The sequence below is a fragment of the Cytophagia bacterium CHB2 genome, from assembly GCA_030263535.1.
Taxonomy (GTDB): Bacteria; Zhuqueibacterota; Zhuqueibacteria; order Zhuqueibacterales; family Zhuqueibacteraceae; genus Coneutiohabitans.
In genome coordinates, this window is sequence record SZPB01000028.1 from 1 (window position 1) to 17512 (window position 17512).

The following is a 17512-nucleotide window of genomic DNA, read 5'->3' on the forward strand; positions in this document are numbered from 1 at the left end:
GGCGGCGGGGACAGTGGTGAGGTCTGTCCATACCTCAGGATTGGCTGGCCTTTTCAGCCAATTTTTGAAAAAGAACATGAAAATTTGCCAAACTACAGTCAAATTATTCAAACTTTTCTCCAACCACACGTTTGACTTGCTGGCCGCTGCGGAGTTGCCCGTTCGATTCGACCTGATTGATGAGCGCGAGAACCTCGAGCGCAGCGCCGGAAGGATACTGCCGGTTGAACTCCGTCAGTGACATGTTGCGGTTGATGGTGACGATTTTGAGACGCTGTGGCTGCACCGAGAGCATTTTCGAATCGGTCAGGCGATTGAAGCTCTTGATCGCTTGCGTCATTCCAGATTCATAAGTGCGCCAGCGCGGCTGGCTGGTGTAGCCCAAGAGTTGATAGACGCGTCCATGATATTCAACGAACGCTGCAAAACCCTGCAAAACGCCCTGTTCGGTCTGTGCCGTGAAACTACCAGAGGAGGTGCGCAAGCCGTGGATGCTGCCGGAACCGGCGCGCTGCGCGGTTAATCCGCTTTGGGAAAAAAACTCGTTCGCCGCTTCGGCGGTCGATTTTTTGCTTGAAAACGTAATTTGGATGATCGCATCCTGCTCCGGACTCACTGCCAGGACGGTCTGTTTCTGATTCGCCGTCTTCCATCCCGAGGGAAAGTCAAACCGAAATTTCAAATCCGGCTGAAAGAACGTCGTGCCTTTGAAAAATCCTTCGCGTGGATTCAGGCCGAAGACCATGCCGTCAAGCCGCCGCAGGTAGGATTCCCGATTGATGACGGCGCTGCCGTTGGTCGCCTGCGCCGTCTTGATGAGTTCAGCAATATGCTCACGGCGGTTTTCAGAACTGGGATGCGTTGCCAACCATTCCGGCACGCGGCCTTCGTCGCCGCCGCCCACACGATCCAACATCGTCATGACCTCGCTCAATTGATGGGGATCGTGATGGGTGCGTGTCATGTAGCGAATTCCAAGCTCGTCGGCCTGGCTTTCATCGTCGCGGCTGTACTTGAGGAATAAGAGCCCAAGCCCCGCGCCGGCGATCTCGGCGTAGCGCTGCAGTTCGGGTTTCAAAATCGTTCCAATGCCAAGACCAAGCTGGGTAAGCTGCTGCGTGGCCATGTGATGGACGGAATGCTGCGCCGTGACGTGCCCGATCTCATGCCCCATCACACCGGCCAATTCGGCTTCGTTGCTGAGATGCGCGAGGATGCCGCGCGTGACGTAGATGAATCCGCCGGAGAGCGCGAAGGCATTCACTACCGGATCGTCCACCACGCGGAAAGTCCATGGTAGTTGCGGGCGCTCGGAGGTCGCTGAGAGTTTCGCTCCGAGTTGTTGAACGTACTTCTGGAGCGCGGCGTCGGCATACAAACCCAGTGAAGCGCTGATCTCCTGATCGGCCTGTTGCCCCATGGCGACTTCTTGATTTTCGCTGGTGAAATTCAAGTGCCGCTCACCGGTGGCGAGGTTTCGGGCGCATCCTGCCATCGTCACGACGATGGCGAGCGCGCTGAGCAGGAGAGGTTGAACGAGGGCAGAGCGCATGCGTGAAACGAATGGAGTCCCGCCCTCGGTGGGACGAGAGTTTATTGATGGTGATTTCATAACAGACTCCTTTCAATTAACAACCTCGTGTGGTTTGATTCCACACGGTAATGCAACTGCAATCGACAGCACGGCACGAACTTATTTCTTGTCATTCATCGTTCCACGACTCCGCATCCGTATTCACCAGGCCGTCTCGATCAATGATCATCAACTGTACAAAGCGTATCCGCAATGCCACAGCCGTGCCGTCCGGAGGAGGCGGCAATTGATCTTCCAGTGCCGCGACCTGTGCTGCGGAAGGTGGATTTAGACCGCGCATTACGGCCCTCACTAGGGTTTTCCCCAGGGTTTTCTCAAAGCGAACCTCTACCAAGCGGCTTCGCAAAGATGAATCGATTTCCTGTTTCAGGGTAAATCTGGTTTTCGTTTCGAAGAGTTGCCTGACAGTAATCTGCCGAAAGTTAACTGACAATGAGACTCCCAGTGCGACTAGAATGGCAATGCTAATCAGATTCTGCTTTACAAATTTTGCGAAAGGCTCCCCGGAGGTACGGGTAACTCGGCGAAAACCGGTGAGCCACAGAACTACCGACGAGGAAAACTGGATGGCTATTAGATTGACAAAGGCCAGCCCAAGGGCGCCAAGCGCCAGGCCGCCTTCTCCACGAGCAAGCAAAATACTCGCTGAAGACAACGGTGGCACCAAAGCTGTGGCGATGGCAACGCCCACCAAGGCCACACTCAACCGGAAAGAAACAGTCGCATAGGCGCCTGCCGCGCCGCCTGCCAGCGCAATCATTAGATCCAAGAAGTTGGGGGCGGTCCGCGCCATGATCTCGTTGGTAATGGGAATGCCTCGATGGAGAATACCTATGATGAACGCCGTAACGATAACCGCGGCGGTTCCCGCAAGGAGCGTGAAAAGGCTATTCAGGAAAATCTTTGTGTCGTTATCCACCAAAGCCAATGAGGTGCCTACGATTGGTCCCAGCAACATGGCGACTATCATGGCCCCGATGACGACAGCCGGGCTATTGGCAAATAATCCATAACTGGCAATCGTAGCGGCCAAGGCATTCATCAGTAGATGTGCACTACTGAACGCCGCGTCTTTGCGGATGTTCTCACGTACGGTTTCCTGCCATTGGCTATGTGAACCTGTAGCAGACATGACTTCTTTCCTATCTTTCATTAAGCCCGGACATTTACGCGCAGGTCGTCGCGGCCCGACATATAATAAGCGGCGTGACGCCAGGGCGGAGCATCGCTCGATTTTACTGTTGTCGAAGTCGACGGCGGATTAACTTGCCGCGCCTTCCGTCTGATTGGTCAGATAATTCTCCAAACCCATCTGCTCGATCTGCGCGCGCTGAATTTCCGCCCAATCGACGTGCCCTTCCTCCATTTTGAGGATATTGGTCAACAGCTCAACGGTGGATTGATCCGCAACTTCGTGGGCGAGGCTGATAGCGGCGTTGTAGGCGCGCACTGCCGCGAGTTCAGAGTCCTGGTCGTTGCTCACCATTTCCAAGACGGTCTGGCCGATTTTCATGGGGTTGAGCTTGGAGGCGACCGGTATGCCTTCCAAAAAGATAATACGCCGGATGAGCCACTCGGCGTGGTGCATCTCGTCTCGCGCTTGCTTCTCGATCGCCTGATGCAGTTTGCCATAGCCCCAATTGTCGCACATCTCAGAGTGCACCATATACTGATTAATGGCGGTAAGCTCATCGGCTAAGAGCTGATTGAGCAACGCGAGTAACTTGTCATTGCCTTTCATGTTTGTCCTCTTTGGTTGGCTGTGTTCGTTTGTCGGCCTTCTCCGCAGACGCAACGATATTTTCGATCAGGTGGTTTTGATTCAGCCGGCTTCGCTCGCCGCTTCTCGCCTGCCGGTTCAAAATAATTGATCCGGCTCGCATATCCGCCCGGCCACGGCACGTGTAGATGAGCGTCGGCGGGAGATTGAAAAAGACGAAGTCTGAATCGATCTGGCTGAAATATTTTCGCAGGACAGGCTGCAGCCTGAAACCTTTGAGCGTGGATACGGTGTACATGTACTGAATGAAGATGCCCTCTTTTTTGAGCAGGGGCAGAACTGCGTTTTGGAGCAGTTCGTCGAATTTCAACAAGGAGCAGGGGAGGGTGGAGATGATACAGTCCAGGCTGCCGCTCGGTATCCCAAATCGGGACCAAAGAATTTCTGCGGAATTGAACGCGTCGTCATGAACAACGAAGACGTTACGCCCGCTTATGGTTTTCCGAAGCTGGTGGTAGAACGTATTATTTTTTTCGAAGCAGATGAAGGTACTCCACGGCTTTTTCCTCCTAAGAATCTCCATCGTAACGGCCCCACTACCAGAGCCGTACTCCAGAATTACTTCCGCGGATTCGAAAGGAATGGCTTTCAACAAAATATTGACGCAAACGGCGGAATCAGGTCCGATGCTTCCGATCTCCCGAAAGTTATGGACATACTCATTCAGGAAGTTAAAAAAGATATTCTCTTTTATTTTGCTTCTCATCATTTTCATCATTCTCATCCTTTCACGTTGGGCCCATCCGACACCAATTCCGAAGACGGCAAGCTACGCGGGGCATTCGGCTCCGTGAAATTTGGTTCAGTTCCAATTTCTTTTTTCGACGCCGGTGGAATGCTCTCAGGGGACGGTTCCGGCCCGAGTATTACCGCCAGCCATCGTGTGCTTTCATTGCTCTCGCACGCCAGCTTCAGGATCATGGTCAGAGGTATGCTCAGAACCATGCCGAGCAAACCGAGCAGGCTGCCCCAAAAAATCAACGAGAGAAAGACCACCAACGTGGACAGGCCCAGCCTTCGCCCCATGAGCCGCGGTTCCATCATATTTTCGAGTATGATATTGACGGCCAGGTATCCGGCTGTCGCGAGCAAGGCCCGGCCGATCCCGAATTCGATAAGGGCGAGAAGAATGGCAGGAACGGCCGCGATAATGGAGCCGAGATTCGGCACATAGTTGAGCAAAAAGGCCAGGAAGCCCCAGAGCACCGGAAAATCCACGCCGAGGAGCGCCAGCCAAATGCCGATCAGGATTCCCGAGCTTAGACTGATGAACGTCTTCATGACCATGTAACGCTGGATATCCGCGACGAATCTTTTGTAGTGGGGAAAGAGCGCCAGAGGATCACCGAGAATGACGCGGAGCTTGGCGGAGAAACTCGAAACTTCCAGCAGGATGAAGGTGACCGTGAGCAGAATCAGGACAATGTTGGAAAGCACGGCGCTCAATCCCGCGAGCAAACCGGCAGTCAGGCTCATCACCGAGCCCGGATTAATATAGTCAAGAAAAATTCTGTCCGTGACGGCGATACCCTTGCTTGCCAGCAGCGTTTTGAAATCCAGGAGTTGCTCCTGGATGCGCGTCTGATAGAAAGGCAGGCTATTGGAAAAACTGTTGAGCGACGCGCCCACGAGCGCGCCGGCAATCAACAGAATGGTAATCATGCCCGCCATCACGAGCAAAACCGCGACCAGAGAAGGAAGGCGTTTCCGCTCGAGCCAAAGCACCGGCGGAGCCCCGAGGATGGCGAAAAAAATTGAAACGAGGAACAGCACTACGACCGACCGGGCCTGCGTGATGCCCGCGATGATGATCACCAGCGCTGCGGCGATGACGAGGTAGCGCGTGCCGCGGTGAGAATTAATCTGTTCAGCCATGGTTACACAGTTAGTCTCTTTAAAATTGAATCGTTGCAAAAAAACAAAGGTTCTCTGGCCACCAAGACACCAAGAAAAGACTTAGTGCCTTCGTGGTAAAATTTGGTTGCGGCTCGTCCTATCTGTTGCGATGATACTTTTGGTGCCTCAGCCCTGGGCCTCTAATGATCGTGCAATCGCCCGAGGGTGTTCTCGAGAGATTTCTTCAACTTCTCGGCGGCGCCGCCGACGGCTTGGTCCAGGGTCGCCGCCTGGTGCGTGACCGCGATGGGTTGGAGACCCTCGAGGCGGGCTTCGAGCATGCAACGTTTATCGTCATGGCCGCTTTTCTTCCGGCTGTTTTCGTCGCTGAGGTGGACTTCAACCCGGGTGATCTGAGCGCTAAACCGGCTCAGGGCCTCTTTCACCACGGCTTTGAAATGAGCCGCCAACTTTTCGCGGCCTGCAATGTTGCTATCGGTGTTAATTTGGATTTGCATCGTTGTTCTCCGTCACTTTTTTCTGCATCTTGCCGTGCTGCATCATGCTGTCCCCTTTCATCGTTCCACTTCCCATCATCTTCATCAACGAGGCGCGCATCCCCTGGTCATCCATCATCGTCTTGCACATCTGCATCATCCCCGTGCTGTCGGCTTTGGCGTGATACATCATCTTCTGCATCATCTTCATGCGCATGTAGCTGTTGGAGGCGATGTTATCCATCATCGCGTTCACCAGGGAGGAATCCTGTATCATCTCCGATACTTGCATCTGTTTCTGCTGATTCGTCTGCTTCGCCTCCGGCTGGTACTGCTGGCAGGCGGCCACAAATAAGCCCATAAGGCTTACGGCAATTGCTGTTAAAGCTGTATGTTTCATGACTTTCCTTTCTTTGAGGTCCGGCCTCCTCAATTTTTGAGGCCCTTATACTGATAATTCGGTTCCGCATACGCGACAAACGGCTTCTTCTCACAAATGGCGATGGCTTCTTTGATGCTTTTCGATGAAGTAATCCTGTAAACGCGCACATCCAGTTCCGCAATGGCTTTGATCTGTTGGAGTCCTACTTCGGATTCCATGGCGCTGACTTGGGCTATTTCTGCGCCGGGGTTGAACTTGACGAGGATTCCCTGGGCCGTGCCGGGGCCGAGGTTTTTGGCGCATCCCGCCATCGTCAAGAGGGTGAGTAGCGCGAGAAGTTGAACGAAGACCGAGAGCATACGCGAAACGAGCGAGGTTCCGCCATTGGCGGGACGAAAATTTACTAACGGTGATTTCATAGCCAGTTTCCTTTTATTTCCGTAATGCTGCCAATTTCCTGAACAAGTCGATTTCCTGTTCACTGAGATGCTTCGGCATCTGGATGACAATCTTCACAAACAAATTGCCAAATTCATTCCTCGAACCAAAGATCGGCATGCCCAGACCACGGAGCATGAGCACTTTACCGTTTGCTGTTTCGTTCGGGATGTCGACCTTGATCGTGCCTTTCGGGGTTTTGACCTGAGCCTTTCCTCCCAGCACCGCGGTGTACAATTCGACCGGGAAATCGCAGTGGAGATCGTTTCCCGTGCGCTGAAATTCTGCATGCGGTGCAATCTTGATGGTGAGATAGAGATCGCCGTTCGGGCCGCCGTGCAATCCGGCGCCGCCCTTGCCTGCGACTCTCAACACCTGCTGGTCTGCGGCGCCCGGCCTAATCGTCACCCGGATTGTCTGGTCATCGAGTTGAATGAGTCGCGTCGTGCCCTGATACGCTTCTTCAAGCGCGAGCGTGGTCTCGGCATTGAGGTCTTCGCCTTTGACTGCCGCGCGCCTTCTGCCTCGCCGCTGGCCATTCCGCGGTCCAAACAGCAGCTCAAAGAGATCTCCGGTATCCCCGCCGCCAAACATGGCATCGAATTCTTCCGGGCGCATGCGGTATGCTTGTCCGCTGCGGTCGCTGGCATACTTCGACCAATCAAATCCTGCCGACGGCGCACCGGCTTGCTGGTAATGCTTCCACTCGGCGCCAACCTGGTCGTATTTTTTCCGTTTCGCCGGATCGCTGAGAACTTCGTTGGCCTCATTGATATCCTTGAATTTTTCTTCGGCTGCCCGATCCCCCTTGGTTTTATCGGGATGATACTTGAAGGCCAGCTTGCGATATGCTTTCTTGATTTCATCTGGCGTGGCCGCCTCACCAACGCCGAGAGCCTTGTAATAATCTTTGTAGGTCATCGTCTTGCCGTCTCGGGTTCATTCTCCAGCGCGGCAACGTAACAGGTTACCTATAATCTCAGCTTGCCGGAGATTTGCCATGCTCTCCGGCGACTCGCACTTGCGCCGGGCGCAACAATTCGTTTTTCCAGAGATCAAGTCAAAATACTTTTTTCCTGAAGGATCGCCCTGGCTTCCTTTTCTTGCGTTTCAGCAACCACCAATTGCACGCCTGCCGTTTGCTGCAACGACGGAAACATCCCGCCGCCATCATCTTTGAGTATGCTCGCGTCAATGCCTGCCGCGGCGAGATGTCCTTTGGCAATTTCAGCCTCAAACGCATTGTCAAATTTGCCCACGACCACTTGCTTTTGTCTCATACACTCACCTCGTTTAATTCGTGAGAATAACCTTCAGCGCTTTTTCCCTGGCGGCATTGCCAAACGTGTCGTATGCCTTCATGATCTCGTTGAGCGCGAAGTGATGCGTGATCAATCTCCGGGGTTGCAGCTTGCCGGAGCGAACCGTCTTCAGCAACATGGGCGTGGTCACGGTATCCACCAAACGAGTGGTGAGGGTAATATTGTGCGCCCAAAGTTGATCCAAATTCAACTGGACGGGCTTGCCATGCACGCCGACATTGGCGATGTGGCCGCCCGCCGCCACGATAGCCTGGCAGATATCGAACGTGGCAGGTATGCCGACAGCTTCAACGGCAACATCCACACCTTTCCCTTCTGTGAGTTTCATGATCTCTGCAACGGCATTACTCTGCACCAACTGCGTTGCGCCGAAAGTCTTCGCAACGTTAAGGCGATTGTCATCAGTATCGACCATAATGATCTCAGCGGGTGAATAAAATTGCGCCGTGAGCAGCGTGGCAAGTCCAATTGGTCCCGCGCCAACGATGGCGACCGTATCGCCGGGTTTGACCTGGCCGTTGAGCACGCCGCATTCAAAGCCGGTCGGCAAAATATCGCTTAACATGACGAGCGCTTCTTCATCGGCGCCGTCCGGAATATGATGCAGACTGGTGTCGGCATGCGGTATCCGAACATATTCTGCCTGCGTGCCGTCGATGAGATGGCCAAGAATCCAGCCGCCGCTTTCGCAATGCGAATACATGCCTTTCTTGCACGCCGCACACTTGCCGCAGGAGGTGATGCATGAGATCAGCACCCGATCTCCGGCTTTGAAATTCGCCGCGCCGGCGCCGACTTCTGTAATGATGCCGACGCCTTCGTGACCCAGCGTGAGTCCGTCCGGAACATCGGGAACATCTCCTTTCATAATGTGGAGATCCGTTCCGCAAATGGTCGTTTTCGTGATCCTGACGATTGCATCCGTCGCTTCCCGTCTCGCAGGCTTCGGTTTTTCTTCCCAAGCGCGTTTGCCTGGTCCGTGATAAACTAATGCTTTCATAAAAATGTCCTCTATTTTTATTGGTGCGTGCCACTGTTCAGTTTTCCATTGTGCGGCGTTATGCCGGCCAGATCACCGATGACGTTGACCAGTTGTTGGCCGGCCGGCACGATGATCTTCGCATTATTCTGCAGGGCGTATTGCGCGGTTTCCAGCCTTTTCAATAGTTGGGAATTCCCGACGAAATACTTGTCGGCCGCTTCATTGACGAGTTGAATCGCTTCCGCCTCGCCCTGCGCTTGCAGGATGCGCGCTTGTCTAACGCCTTCGGCCTGCTTGATCGCTGCGCGTTTTACGCCGTCTGCCGTAGTCTCCGCGGCGGTGGCAAAGTCGATAGCGGCGATCTTCTCATTCTCGGCTTTCACGATTTTGTTCATGGTATCCTGCACGTCTTTGGGCGGATCGATTTGCTTCAACTCCGCCCGCACAATGTCAATGCCCCAATGCGTGGTCTCTTTGATGAGGATCTCATGCAGATCGTTGTTGATTCGTCCGCGCTCGCTGTTGGCGGATTTGAGCGACATTGTCCCGATAATGTTCCTCAGCGTGCTGCGGGAAAGATTGACGATCTGAAAATTGACATCGTTGACATTGTATTGCGAGTTCTTGACGCTGACTTCGTCCGCTTTGACTTTGTAATAAATCTGCGCATCAACCATGGCGTTGAGGTTGTCATTGGTGATGATTTCCTGCGGGTCTGCGTTGACCAATTGTTCCGTGATATTGACTTGATACAGCTTGTCAATAACCGGGATAATCCAGTGAAAACCGGGATTGGCGAAATGATGATATTTCCCCAGGCGTTCGACCAGTCCCCGGTGCGTCGGCCGGACGATGCGGATGCCCAGTAAAAATATAAAAACTGCGACCCCGCCTAAAATCTCAAGCCAGATCATGGTATTGCCTTGCATAGAGCTTCTCCTTCTTAATTGAACTGTGCAGCTTGGGGGAGAGCTTGACATAGCGCACCCAGGGCTGCTGTGATAATTTTTTGACCGTGTGCGGCGAGACCGTGGCGGTAAACGTGTCCTGATTTTTCGAATAGACTCTAACGCCGAGGCCATTGAGAAAAACCGTGGCAGATTCATCCCGCGATTTGGCGGTATAAATGTAAACCGCTAGCAGCGGTTCTTCGGCGCTCTTGCTTTCATCTACTGCCGCCGCCAGCGCGGCGTCTAATTTCGGATAATTCATCATGTACTCCTTATCGCACAAAACTTTTGACACGCCCCCATCTCTATTATTTTTTCCAAAACATCTCGGCCTCTTTTTCCATCCTCGCAAGCCGGGTGTAGTAATCCGGAAACTCCTTGAGGTGGGCCAGTGCGATCTTGCCGGTGAGAAGAGTATCATCATTGGTAACGTTGGTATCCGGCGTTCTCGCGCCGTGTTCAAGTTCCACTTCGAGCCCCTTGCGAAATTGCTCGGCGTCAATTTTATTCCAATCGAGGCCCAAGGCCTGGCCAATTTGCTTTGCCTCATCGCGGCTAAACTGTTTTTTTCTACTCATAGCAGATCTCCTTTGAGCGATGTGGTCAAGGAATCGGGTTCCGTCTCGAGCGCCCGAAACGGAACCCATTACTCAACCTTCCACTAAAAATACGGAGATGGTATCAGCACCTCCAGCGAGGTCACGACTACCTGGCTTTCCTGAGCCGAGCAGAAACCTAATTGGGGCCGCCGGCGCCAAGATGAATGATCAGCTCAACGCGACGGTTAATATCGCGGCCTGCCGCGGTCTCGTTGCTGGCGATAGGTTTGCTCTCGCCATAACCGAAAGCTGCGATGCGGGAAGCGACGACCTTGGAGTTGGCCAAAAGATACTGTTTGACCGCTTCGGCGCGCTCATTTGACAACTGCAAATTCTTCTCATCGCTGCCGTACGAATCCGTATGGCCCAGGACGGAAACAGTAGATTCCGGGAAAGCATTGATGGCATCGCGCACTTTGGTCAGCAAGACATAAGATTGCGGTTCGATAGTCGCCTTGGCGCTGGGAAAATTCAAGCCCACCAGGCGGATAATGACATCGTTGCCTTCGCGCAGAACTCTGGCTTCATCACGACGGAATGACCGCTCCACTTTGGCAAACACCCCTCGTGTTTTAGCTTGCATGTCGAGTTGTTGCGCCAACGCCGATTTTTCTTTCGCTTGGCTCCCAGACTGTTGCTCCAGTTCGGCAATCCGTGCTTCCTGCAGCTCGCTTTCCTGTTGGTACCAGTCCAAATCCCGGCTCAAACGATCGACACTATCCTGGTAAGTGGTGACGTATGTAATGATTTCGTTGGTCGTTTTGCCAAAGCCGGAGTCGAACGAAGCGGCCAGATCCGTTTCCTCGGCAATCTGCTGCAAAGGTTCTTCTGCGGCCAACATCAAGTCTTCCCAGGTTTGCTTCTCGCCCTGCATCTGCTTGATGGTATTGGCGAGATAGATGGCGTGCTTGGTTTGCTGTTTCGCTTGCCGCGCCAGGCTGCGCGCCACGTCGGTATCGTATCGCTTTTCCGTCAATTCTTTTTCAGCCTGCTGGGCGAGCTGCTGGGCATGGAGCAGGGTTTTGGGGGCGTGGTCTTTGACCTTAATCTGCTCCGCCTGCTTCAACAGCGCCCAGGTTTCTTGCAGGTAGTTGGTTTTAATGGCGTCTAGCTCGGCTTGACGGTAGAGTTTCTCGGCTTCATTTGCTTTCTTCCGCGCGTCATTGACGTTCCCAGTCTCGAGGATACCGGTCGCTTCGTTGAATTTCTTTTCCGCTTCGGTCCAAAGCGGCATAGCAAATTTGGAGGACTCGGTAAATTGCGCATCCTTACGCGCTTTTATCGAATTCGTGAAGGTGACCTCGGCCAGCCTAGTGGCGTCTATGGCCTTTTGGAAAGCCGTGCTCGAGGCGCGCAGCTTCGTGCGAATGTTATCCAGGTTTTTGCCCTGTTGCAGATCCGCCTCAGCCTCTTGATAGTGTTTCATGGCCTCGCCGAAATTCCTGGGCGCAAGAACCTCGGCATTGACTTTTTTCGCTGCTTGCAGCGCCGTGTTGGCTTCCTTGAACAGCACCGCTTTTACTTCCTGCTGCGCTGCCAGGCTGCCTACAGATGCCACAAATAAAATGGCGAGACACGCCAGGGCGAATACAATAGCACGTTTGAAGTATCTTTGTTCCTGAAACATGACTGTCTCCTAAAATTGTGAAGGTGTAACGATGAAAAGTGACGCCGCCCACTACGAATCAAAAGCCAGGTCGTCTTGCTGTTGTTGGGCGACGCGATGAACTACGACTTCCTGCTCCCCATGATAACCATGACAAATCCTCCGACAATTGCCAACCCGCCCACGAGGGGAGGCACCGGGATGGTCTTTTGCGTGTCGGCGCTGGCTTGCAGAGGACCAATGTCAATAATCTTCTCACGGCTGGTGTACGTGAAGCCCTGGTAAACGAGCACCGCGGCGCCGAGCACGATGAGAACCAGCCCGATAAGCATGATCGGTTTCATATGATTGATCTCCCAAATGTTGTAGAGTCTTTTGCGTGGAACTGGCTACAGCACTTTAAGTCCCTGAATGACTCTGAACACCACCACGATGATGGCGATAACCAGCAACACATGAATTAGTCCACCCGCCGCATAGCCGCCGAAAAATCCCAGCAGCCACAGGCCCACAAGAATCAAAGCGATGGTCCAAAGCATATTCGACTCCTTTACGGCGACTGTGCCGCCGAATGTTAGAGGTTAGAAGATTAGTACGAAATGATGAGTCATGACTGACATCATTTAACTGTCAGAAAGAATCTTGTGAAGCATTGCGAATGTGGCTCAAATCGATAGTGAGTCTGGAGCTTCACAATCCCAATAGGATGACAGCAACAAAAAACATGGTAAAGTCCCAAACGCGACGTTGTTGTATCAGGATTGGCGATGCAATAACTTTCTTCAAGCCGTCACTCCCGGGCTTCATCAGAATGGGTAACTCTTCCCCGAGGTTTGCTCGTGGCGGTTGCATTTGCTTTCTTGGGAGGACAACTCGTGTCCGCCCACTCCAATGAGAAGCGAGAGGAACCGGTGCGACGTAAAATCCGGCAGGTGCTTCAATCGCCATACCTTATTCGATAATTCGCCGTCGCGGCGAGCTAATCAAGCCGACCACGGCTACGAATAATGTCGCGCCAATGATGGACCAGATGATGGGAAAACTCGTCGCGCCGATACGCAGCATATAAAGCTCTGGCAACGCGAGCTTGGCTGCAAGCCACACACCGATAAACGCGCCAATGAAGCCCAGCACGATGGCGACCAGAAAGCCGCCGCGTGAGTAGCCCGAGATGGCCTGGCCAATGGCGCCGCAGACGCCGGCAACAAGCAACAACAACAGAAAATCAACCAGCGTCATATTTGTCGTTAAAGTCATTGCATCTCCTTTGTAATGAAGAATTCAAAGTGTACGGCCGAAACTAATTTTCCCCTGCTGTTAATATATAATCGTTATCAAACACAAACTGCAGATGTTCCGGCGCACCATTCATAAAAATCGATGATTTCCACTTGTTCGGCGTGGCTGGAACGACTTTGCCGCATTTGGGGGAGAATATCCTGGCTGGTCTGCAAAAGCTTTGCTAATTGATTGTTTCATTTTTTGTTGCTAACGATGCCGCAAAGGCCGGTGCTCCAGCAATGCCACAACCGGGGCATAAGGACGAATCAGTGCATCAGCGGAGTGTTGAATCGTGCGGTTGCTTGTTCAAAGGACTTCCCCAGGTCATCGAAGGCATGTTCCAGGCCGGGTTTCATGTCTATCCAGCCCTGTTTGCTCGAGGCGTCCAACGCCGTGAGATTTTTCTCTGCCGCTGCTAACTGTCTTTCCAGCTCTGCGCTCTGTTGGTCTGTTCCCACTTTGAACTGCGAGGAAGCATTTTCGGCCCGCGCGTTCATTTGATGCAATGACCGGCGGTATACAACCAACTTTGCCGCCATCACACTTTCAAATTTATATTTTTCCCGACGCAGATCTGCGTCCGAGACTTTCTGTGTACGATCGCCGCAAACAGTGAACAGAGAACAAGTCATGATCAAAAGAACCGGCGCGGCGGCGAGTAACCGAATTGGTTTCATCGTTGCAACCTCCTTGTTCATCAGATTCCAGGCTAAGCATCTGTGACATACGCCTTCGCTTCCTGCCAAGCCAGCAGCGTGCGAAAAAGCTCTTCATCCAAAACTCCGGTAGCGGCAAGCCCATTGTCTTTCTGAAAGCCCTTGAGCGCCTGGCGAGCGGATTTGCCCAAGTTTCCATCTAACGGGCTATGGTAATAACCACATTGCTGTAAAACCCCTTGCGCCAAAATAATTTCTATGAAAGAGGGGAAGTCTCGCATCGCTTTGGTCTCCTGCTTTTCATTTTTGTTGATTAGTGCATTCGCCGCGAATACTGTGCTGTCGGCATTTTTTGCTGCCGCGTTTCCGGCATCACGGTTCGCGTTAAAAGAAAGTGCTTGAGCTCCCGATTCAGCGTTTCGTATTTTCATGAGGCAGTAACGGTCGAAACTGCATCCATCAAGGAGCTCAAGCCCCTGCAACAATTTCAATCTGTACCGGCTTGCGCTTGCGCCGCCGCCTTCAGCTTGTCGTTCGCAAAAATGGCAACTTCAACGCGCCGGTTTTGCTGGCGACCGTCAACCGTATCGTTTGAAGCAATCGGGTTTGACTCACCCAGGCCCACCGTCGAAATCCTGGCGCCGTCTATACCGAGGCCCCTTTGATAGTCGGCAACCGCTTGCGCACGGCGTTCCGACAATTTTTGGTTATATTCGTCCGTGCCTTCGCTGTCGGTATCTCCCTCGATGAAAATGTTGGTGTCCGGATATTTGTTCAGGATCTTCACCAAACTCTCGATGTTCGCTCGCGCCACCGATTGCAAATTGGAGGAATTGGTCTCGAAGAGAATACCGGAGTCGAACGTGATCTTGATGCCCTCGCCGACGCGTTCGATTTTTGCATTCTCGAGGTCTTTTCTCATCTCTTCGGCTTGCTTATCCATGTGATTGCCGATGATGACGCCGGCGGTTCCGCCGACCGCGGCCCCAATGATCGCGCCCAGCGCCGTGTTCCCGGCGGCGCGTCCGATCAGGCCGCCGGCAACACCGCCCGCGCCCGCGCCGATCGCCCCGCCTTTGGCTTTGTTACTCAAGCCGCAACCCATGCTGGTGACCAGCAAGGCTGCGCCCAACAACATCCGTACTGTTTTTCTCATGAGGTGTACTCCTTTTAAAAATAGCATCCTTTGTGAAAATACTTCGGGAGGTAACAATTTCCGCGCTTTGTCCAACCCTATCATGCTGTCAGAGAATTTCGGGCTTGTTCCACCCGCGCCGCGACTTTTGACAGGGTTGGCAGTTTGCGCACCAGTTTTTTTTCTTCATTGGTCACAACCAAGCACAGATGCAGATTCTCCGGATGCCGCTCGGCCAATTCCGGCACACTGGCGACTCCTGTCGCCTTCAGCAACTCAGCATACCGCTTCCCAAGACCCAGATTGAGCAACTCGTGATGCGGCTCTTTCGACATGATCATTCTCCTCCCGCTAGCCAAAGAGGTTTTTTGACTTTAGTCCTTTCTGATCTCGCGACGGGAACGGCTCGTCCTTGAGCCCTTCCTGGCCTCCACCGAATTCGTGTTCCTGCTTACGCCGGTGGAGCGGACAAATAGTTTCCGGTTGTTCGGTCGAGGAGAAATTAAGCCGGCGGCTCCGGTGACAAATGCCTCGTCAGAGCCATTCTTCAAACCATCCATGCGATCTGGCGCGCGAAGCCGTGCAATGCAAGAACGCTGAGAACGGCATTCCCGGAAGGCCATTGCTGAGCCCACCGCCGGCCGTAGGGAACAACCCGATTCCGGCTTCCTGCTCAGTCATTGAGAACGAACGTGACCTTCATCACAATGCGAAATGCGCTGATCTTGCCGTTTTCGACCACCACCTTGTGGTCCTTGATCCAGGCGCCTTTGACGTTCTGCAAAGTCTTGTTGGCTCGCGCGATTCCCATTTGAATGGCATCCTCAAAACTTTTGGCAGAGGTCGCGGTGATTTCAGTTACTCGAGCGACAGACATGGTTCTTCTCCTTTAGCTAAAGGTGTTTTGACTTTACTCCGGTTAGTTTCTCATTTCGTAGACCACGACGCGGTCACGCCCGGCCTGCTTAGCGGCATACAAGGCCTCGTCAGCCGCGCGCAGTAATTCACGTGTGGTGGAGCCGTGGTCATGCGCCTTCGCGATGCCGACCGACACGGTCATCCTCCCCAGCAGTTGCTCGCTATGCCGAATCTGCAATTCCCTAACCAGCACGCGAATCTGCTCCACACGCTGCCAGGCGTTGGCCAGCGAGGAATCGGGCAGAACCAGCACAAACTCCTCGCCGCCATAGCGGCACACCATGTCGCTCTGGCGCAGCTTCTCCCGCAGCACCTGCGCCAGCTCACGTAATAGCAAATCGCCGGCCTCGTGCCCAAAAGTATCGTTGAATGGCTTGAAGTGATCGAGGTCGAGCATCGCGAGGCACAAGGAGGAATTCCCGCGCCGGGCATGATGCAGCTCGCGCGGCAGAGTTTCCTCCAAGTAGCGCCGGTTGAAAAGGCCGGTCAGCGGATCATGGATTGCCTGTTCGCGCAGTTTTTCTCGCAGTCTCAAGTTGGACAAAGACAGCTTGACCGCTTCGCCCACCGTTACGACCAGTTGTTGCTGGCTCATCTGATGCTCGCCCGTCCTGACGGCAACACCGACGAGACACAACAGCCCCAGGGTTTCGCCTTGTACGGTCAACGGCACACAGCAGTAGCCCGAAACCGGTTGATGGACAAAATGACGGCACAGCAAACCCGCCGCCGGATTCACGACGACATGAGGTTGACCGCGCCGCATCGCCCAACAATCTTCCAATGCGAAGATGGACTCCACCGTCGCCTCCTCGCCCCAGCGCGCGACGATCTCAAGGTATTGATCCCAGGCATGCAAGATCGCCAGACACCCGCTTTGCCCGACGAATAGTTCACCTGCCATCAGGGCAATCACCTGATAGGCCTCTTCCTGTGTCGTGCATGTCTGCAGCAGATCATTCATGCGGTTGAGCAACTTCATTTCACTGTCGCGCTTCTGCAATTCCGTCACCAAGGCCAAAAGGTCGTCATTGGCCTTCCGCAAGCTCTTCTCGCGCGCGCTTGCGTGCGGTGATGTCGCGAATGTTGCATTGAATCACTTTTCTGCCATCGACCCAATAGACGTTGCTCACAAACTCCACCTGCCGGCTCTGCTGTCCCTTGGTTTCCAGCGGTAGATTGTCGTAGCGAATATACTCCTGGCTTTGCAATTGCCGAAAAGCGGCCTGGTTGGCGGCGATATCCTTGAAGGCGCCGATTTCCCAGAGCGTCTTGCCTAGCAATTCCTCGTGAGAATAACCCAGCATATCTTCCAGAAATGGGTTGACGTCGATTAACTGTCCGGTATCCGCCTCCAGAATGATGATGCCGTCTTTCGCCGTCTCGAAGAGCCGCCGGTAGCGAACTTCGGAAGCCTTCAGCGCCTCCTCGATTTGCTTGCGCTCCGTGAATTCTTGCACCAAGCCCGCCATATTAGCCAGCTTACCATTTGTTGTTGTGTGATGTGCCTGTTCCTGAATGTTCGAATCCCAAACG

General features: G+C 53.5%; 25 protein-coding genes. All 25 read right to left on the reverse strand.

Annotated elements, in window-relative coordinates; genetic code table 11:
- Nucleotides 1-103: 103 nt before the first annotated feature.
- The 25 genes from FBQ85_04815 to FBQ85_04935 all read right to left on the reverse strand — a co-directional run bounded on the left by FBQ85_04815 (nucleotide 104) and on the right by FBQ85_04935 (nucleotide 17448).
- Nucleotides 104-1612, reverse strand: a complete 1509-nt coding sequence (locus tag FBQ85_04815; GenBank protein MDL1874480.1) for a peptidase M48 — start codon at nucleotides 1610-1612, stop codon at nucleotides 104-106.
- Between the two features lie 91 nt (nucleotides 1613-1703).
- A complete protein-coding gene (locus FBQ85_04820; GenBank protein ID MDL1874481.1) occupies nucleotides 1704-2747 on the reverse strand; it encodes a DUF389 domain-containing protein in 1044 nt (347 codons plus the stop codon).
- A 108-nt stretch (nucleotides 2748-2855) separates the two neighbouring features.
- Nucleotides 2856-3335 carry a bacterioferritin gene (gene bfr / locus FBQ85_04825; GenBank protein MDL1874482.1) on the reverse strand — a complete coding sequence of 160 codons (480 nt, stop codon included), beginning with the start codon at nucleotides 3333-3335 and terminating at the stop codon, nucleotides 2856-2858.
- Nucleotides 3322-4089: a hypothetical protein gene (locus FBQ85_04830; protein ID MDL1874483.1), complete on the reverse strand. Its 768-nt coding sequence runs from the start codon at nucleotides 4087-4089 to the stop codon at nucleotides 3322-3324. Before FBQ85_04830 ends, bfr begins: the two co-directional genes overlap by 14 nt.
- A 5-nt stretch (nucleotides 4090-4094) precedes the next feature.
- Nucleotides 4095-5249 (reverse strand): AI-2E family transporter, encoded by a 1155-nt coding sequence (locus FBQ85_04835; protein ID MDL1874484.1) that lies wholly within the window; start codon nucleotides 5247-5249, stop codon nucleotides 4095-4097.
- A 161-nt stretch (nucleotides 5250-5410) separates the two neighbouring features.
- The gene (locus tag FBQ85_04840; protein ID MDL1874485.1) at nucleotides 5411-5728 is read right to left on the reverse strand and encodes an HPF/RaiA family ribosome-associated protein; all 318 of its coding nucleotides are present in this window, start codon (nucleotides 5726-5728) and stop codon (nucleotides 5411-5413) included.
- Nucleotides 5712-6107, reverse strand: coding sequence for a hypothetical protein (locus FBQ85_04845; protein ID MDL1874486.1), 396 nt, complete (start codon nucleotides 6105-6107; stop codon nucleotides 5712-5714). Before FBQ85_04845 ends, FBQ85_04840 begins: the two co-directional genes overlap by 17 nt.
- A gap of 29 nt (nucleotides 6108-6136) precedes the next feature.
- Nucleotides 6137-6508 (reverse strand): hypothetical protein, encoded by a 372-nt coding sequence (locus FBQ85_04850; GenBank protein ID MDL1874487.1) that lies wholly within the window; start codon nucleotides 6506-6508, stop codon nucleotides 6137-6139.
- A 13-nt stretch (nucleotides 6509-6521) separates the two neighbouring features.
- Nucleotides 6522-7448, reverse strand: coding sequence for a J domain-containing protein (locus FBQ85_04855; GenBank protein MDL1874488.1), 927 nt, complete (start codon nucleotides 7446-7448; stop codon nucleotides 6522-6524).
- A gap of 134 nt (nucleotides 7449-7582) precedes the next feature.
- A complete protein-coding gene (locus FBQ85_04860) occupies nucleotides 7583-7807 on the reverse strand; it encodes a DUF2007 domain-containing protein (protein ID MDL1874489.1) in 225 nt (74 codons plus the stop codon).
- Nucleotides 7808-7820: 13 nt separating this feature from the next.
- Complete coding sequence (locus FBQ85_04865; GenBank protein MDL1874490.1) at nucleotides 7821-8849, reverse strand: zinc-dependent alcohol dehydrogenase family protein; 1029 nt, start codon at nucleotides 8847-8849, stop codon at nucleotides 7821-7823.
- A gap of 17 nt (nucleotides 8850-8866) precedes the next feature.
- On the reverse strand, nucleotides 8867-9745 hold the full coding sequence (locus FBQ85_04870) for an SPFH/Band 7/PHB domain protein (GenBank protein ID MDL1874491.1): 879 nt from the start codon (nucleotides 9743-9745) through the stop codon (nucleotides 8867-8869).
- Nucleotides 9732-10043 carry a hypothetical protein gene (locus FBQ85_04875; protein ID MDL1874492.1) on the reverse strand — a complete coding sequence of 104 codons (312 nt, stop codon included), beginning with the start codon at nucleotides 10041-10043 and terminating at the stop codon, nucleotides 9732-9734. Before FBQ85_04875 ends, FBQ85_04870 begins: the two co-directional genes overlap by 14 nt.
- A 46-nt stretch (nucleotides 10044-10089) precedes the next feature.
- Nucleotides 10090-10359: a hypothetical protein gene (locus FBQ85_04880; protein MDL1874493.1), complete on the reverse strand. Its 270-nt coding sequence runs from the start codon at nucleotides 10357-10359 to the stop codon at nucleotides 10090-10092.
- Between the two features lie 157 nt (nucleotides 10360-10516).
- Nucleotides 10517-12007 (reverse strand): hypothetical protein, encoded by a 1491-nt coding sequence (locus FBQ85_04885; GenBank protein ID MDL1874494.1) that lies wholly within the window; start codon nucleotides 12005-12007, stop codon nucleotides 10517-10519.
- A gap of 101 nt (nucleotides 12008-12108) precedes the next feature.
- Nucleotides 12109-12330, reverse strand: coding sequence for a DUF3185 domain-containing protein (locus FBQ85_04890; protein MDL1874495.1), 222 nt, complete (start codon nucleotides 12328-12330; stop codon nucleotides 12109-12111).
- Nucleotides 12331-12375: 45 nt separating this feature from the next.
- A complete protein-coding gene (locus FBQ85_04895) occupies nucleotides 12376-12525 on the reverse strand; it encodes a lmo0937 family membrane protein (protein ID MDL1874496.1) in 150 nt (49 codons plus the stop codon).
- Nucleotides 12526-12937: 412 nt separating this feature from the next.
- On the reverse strand, nucleotides 12938-13225 hold the full coding sequence (locus FBQ85_04900; protein MDL1874497.1) for a hypothetical protein: 288 nt from the start codon (nucleotides 13223-13225) through the stop codon (nucleotides 12938-12940).
- A gap of 308 nt (nucleotides 13226-13533) precedes the next feature.
- Nucleotides 13534-13944 (reverse strand): hypothetical protein, encoded by a 411-nt coding sequence (locus tag FBQ85_04905; GenBank protein MDL1874498.1) that lies wholly within the window; start codon nucleotides 13942-13944, stop codon nucleotides 13534-13536.
- Nucleotides 13945-13976: 32 nt separating this feature from the next.
- Entirely contained in the window at nucleotides 13977-14354 is a 378-nt protein-coding gene (locus tag FBQ85_04910) for a peptidoglycan-binding protein (protein ID MDL1874499.1), read from the reverse strand.
- 56 nt (nucleotides 14355-14410) lie between these two features.
- Nucleotides 14411-15079, reverse strand: a complete 669-nt coding sequence (locus FBQ85_04915; protein ID MDL1874500.1) for an OmpA family protein — start codon at nucleotides 15077-15079, stop codon at nucleotides 14411-14413.
- Nucleotides 15080-15159: 80 nt separating this feature from the next.
- The gene (locus FBQ85_04920) at nucleotides 15160-15399 is read right to left on the reverse strand and encodes a DUF4332 domain-containing protein (protein ID MDL1874501.1); all 240 of its coding nucleotides are present in this window, start codon (nucleotides 15397-15399) and stop codon (nucleotides 15160-15162) included.
- 332 nt (nucleotides 15400-15731) lie between these two features.
- A complete protein-coding gene (locus tag FBQ85_04925) occupies nucleotides 15732-15935 on the reverse strand; it encodes a dodecin domain-containing protein (protein MDL1874502.1) in 204 nt (67 codons plus the stop codon).
- 42 nt (nucleotides 15936-15977) lie between these two features.
- Nucleotides 15978-17021, reverse strand: a complete 1044-nt coding sequence (locus tag FBQ85_04930) for a sensor domain-containing diguanylate cyclase (GenBank protein ID MDL1874503.1) — start codon at nucleotides 17019-17021, stop codon at nucleotides 15978-15980.
- On the reverse strand, nucleotides 17005-17448 hold the full coding sequence (locus tag FBQ85_04935; GenBank protein MDL1874504.1) for a PAS domain S-box protein: 444 nt from the start codon (nucleotides 17446-17448) through the stop codon (nucleotides 17005-17007). Before FBQ85_04935 ends, FBQ85_04930 begins: the two co-directional genes overlap by 17 nt.
- Nucleotides 17449-17512 lie beyond the last annotated feature (64 nt).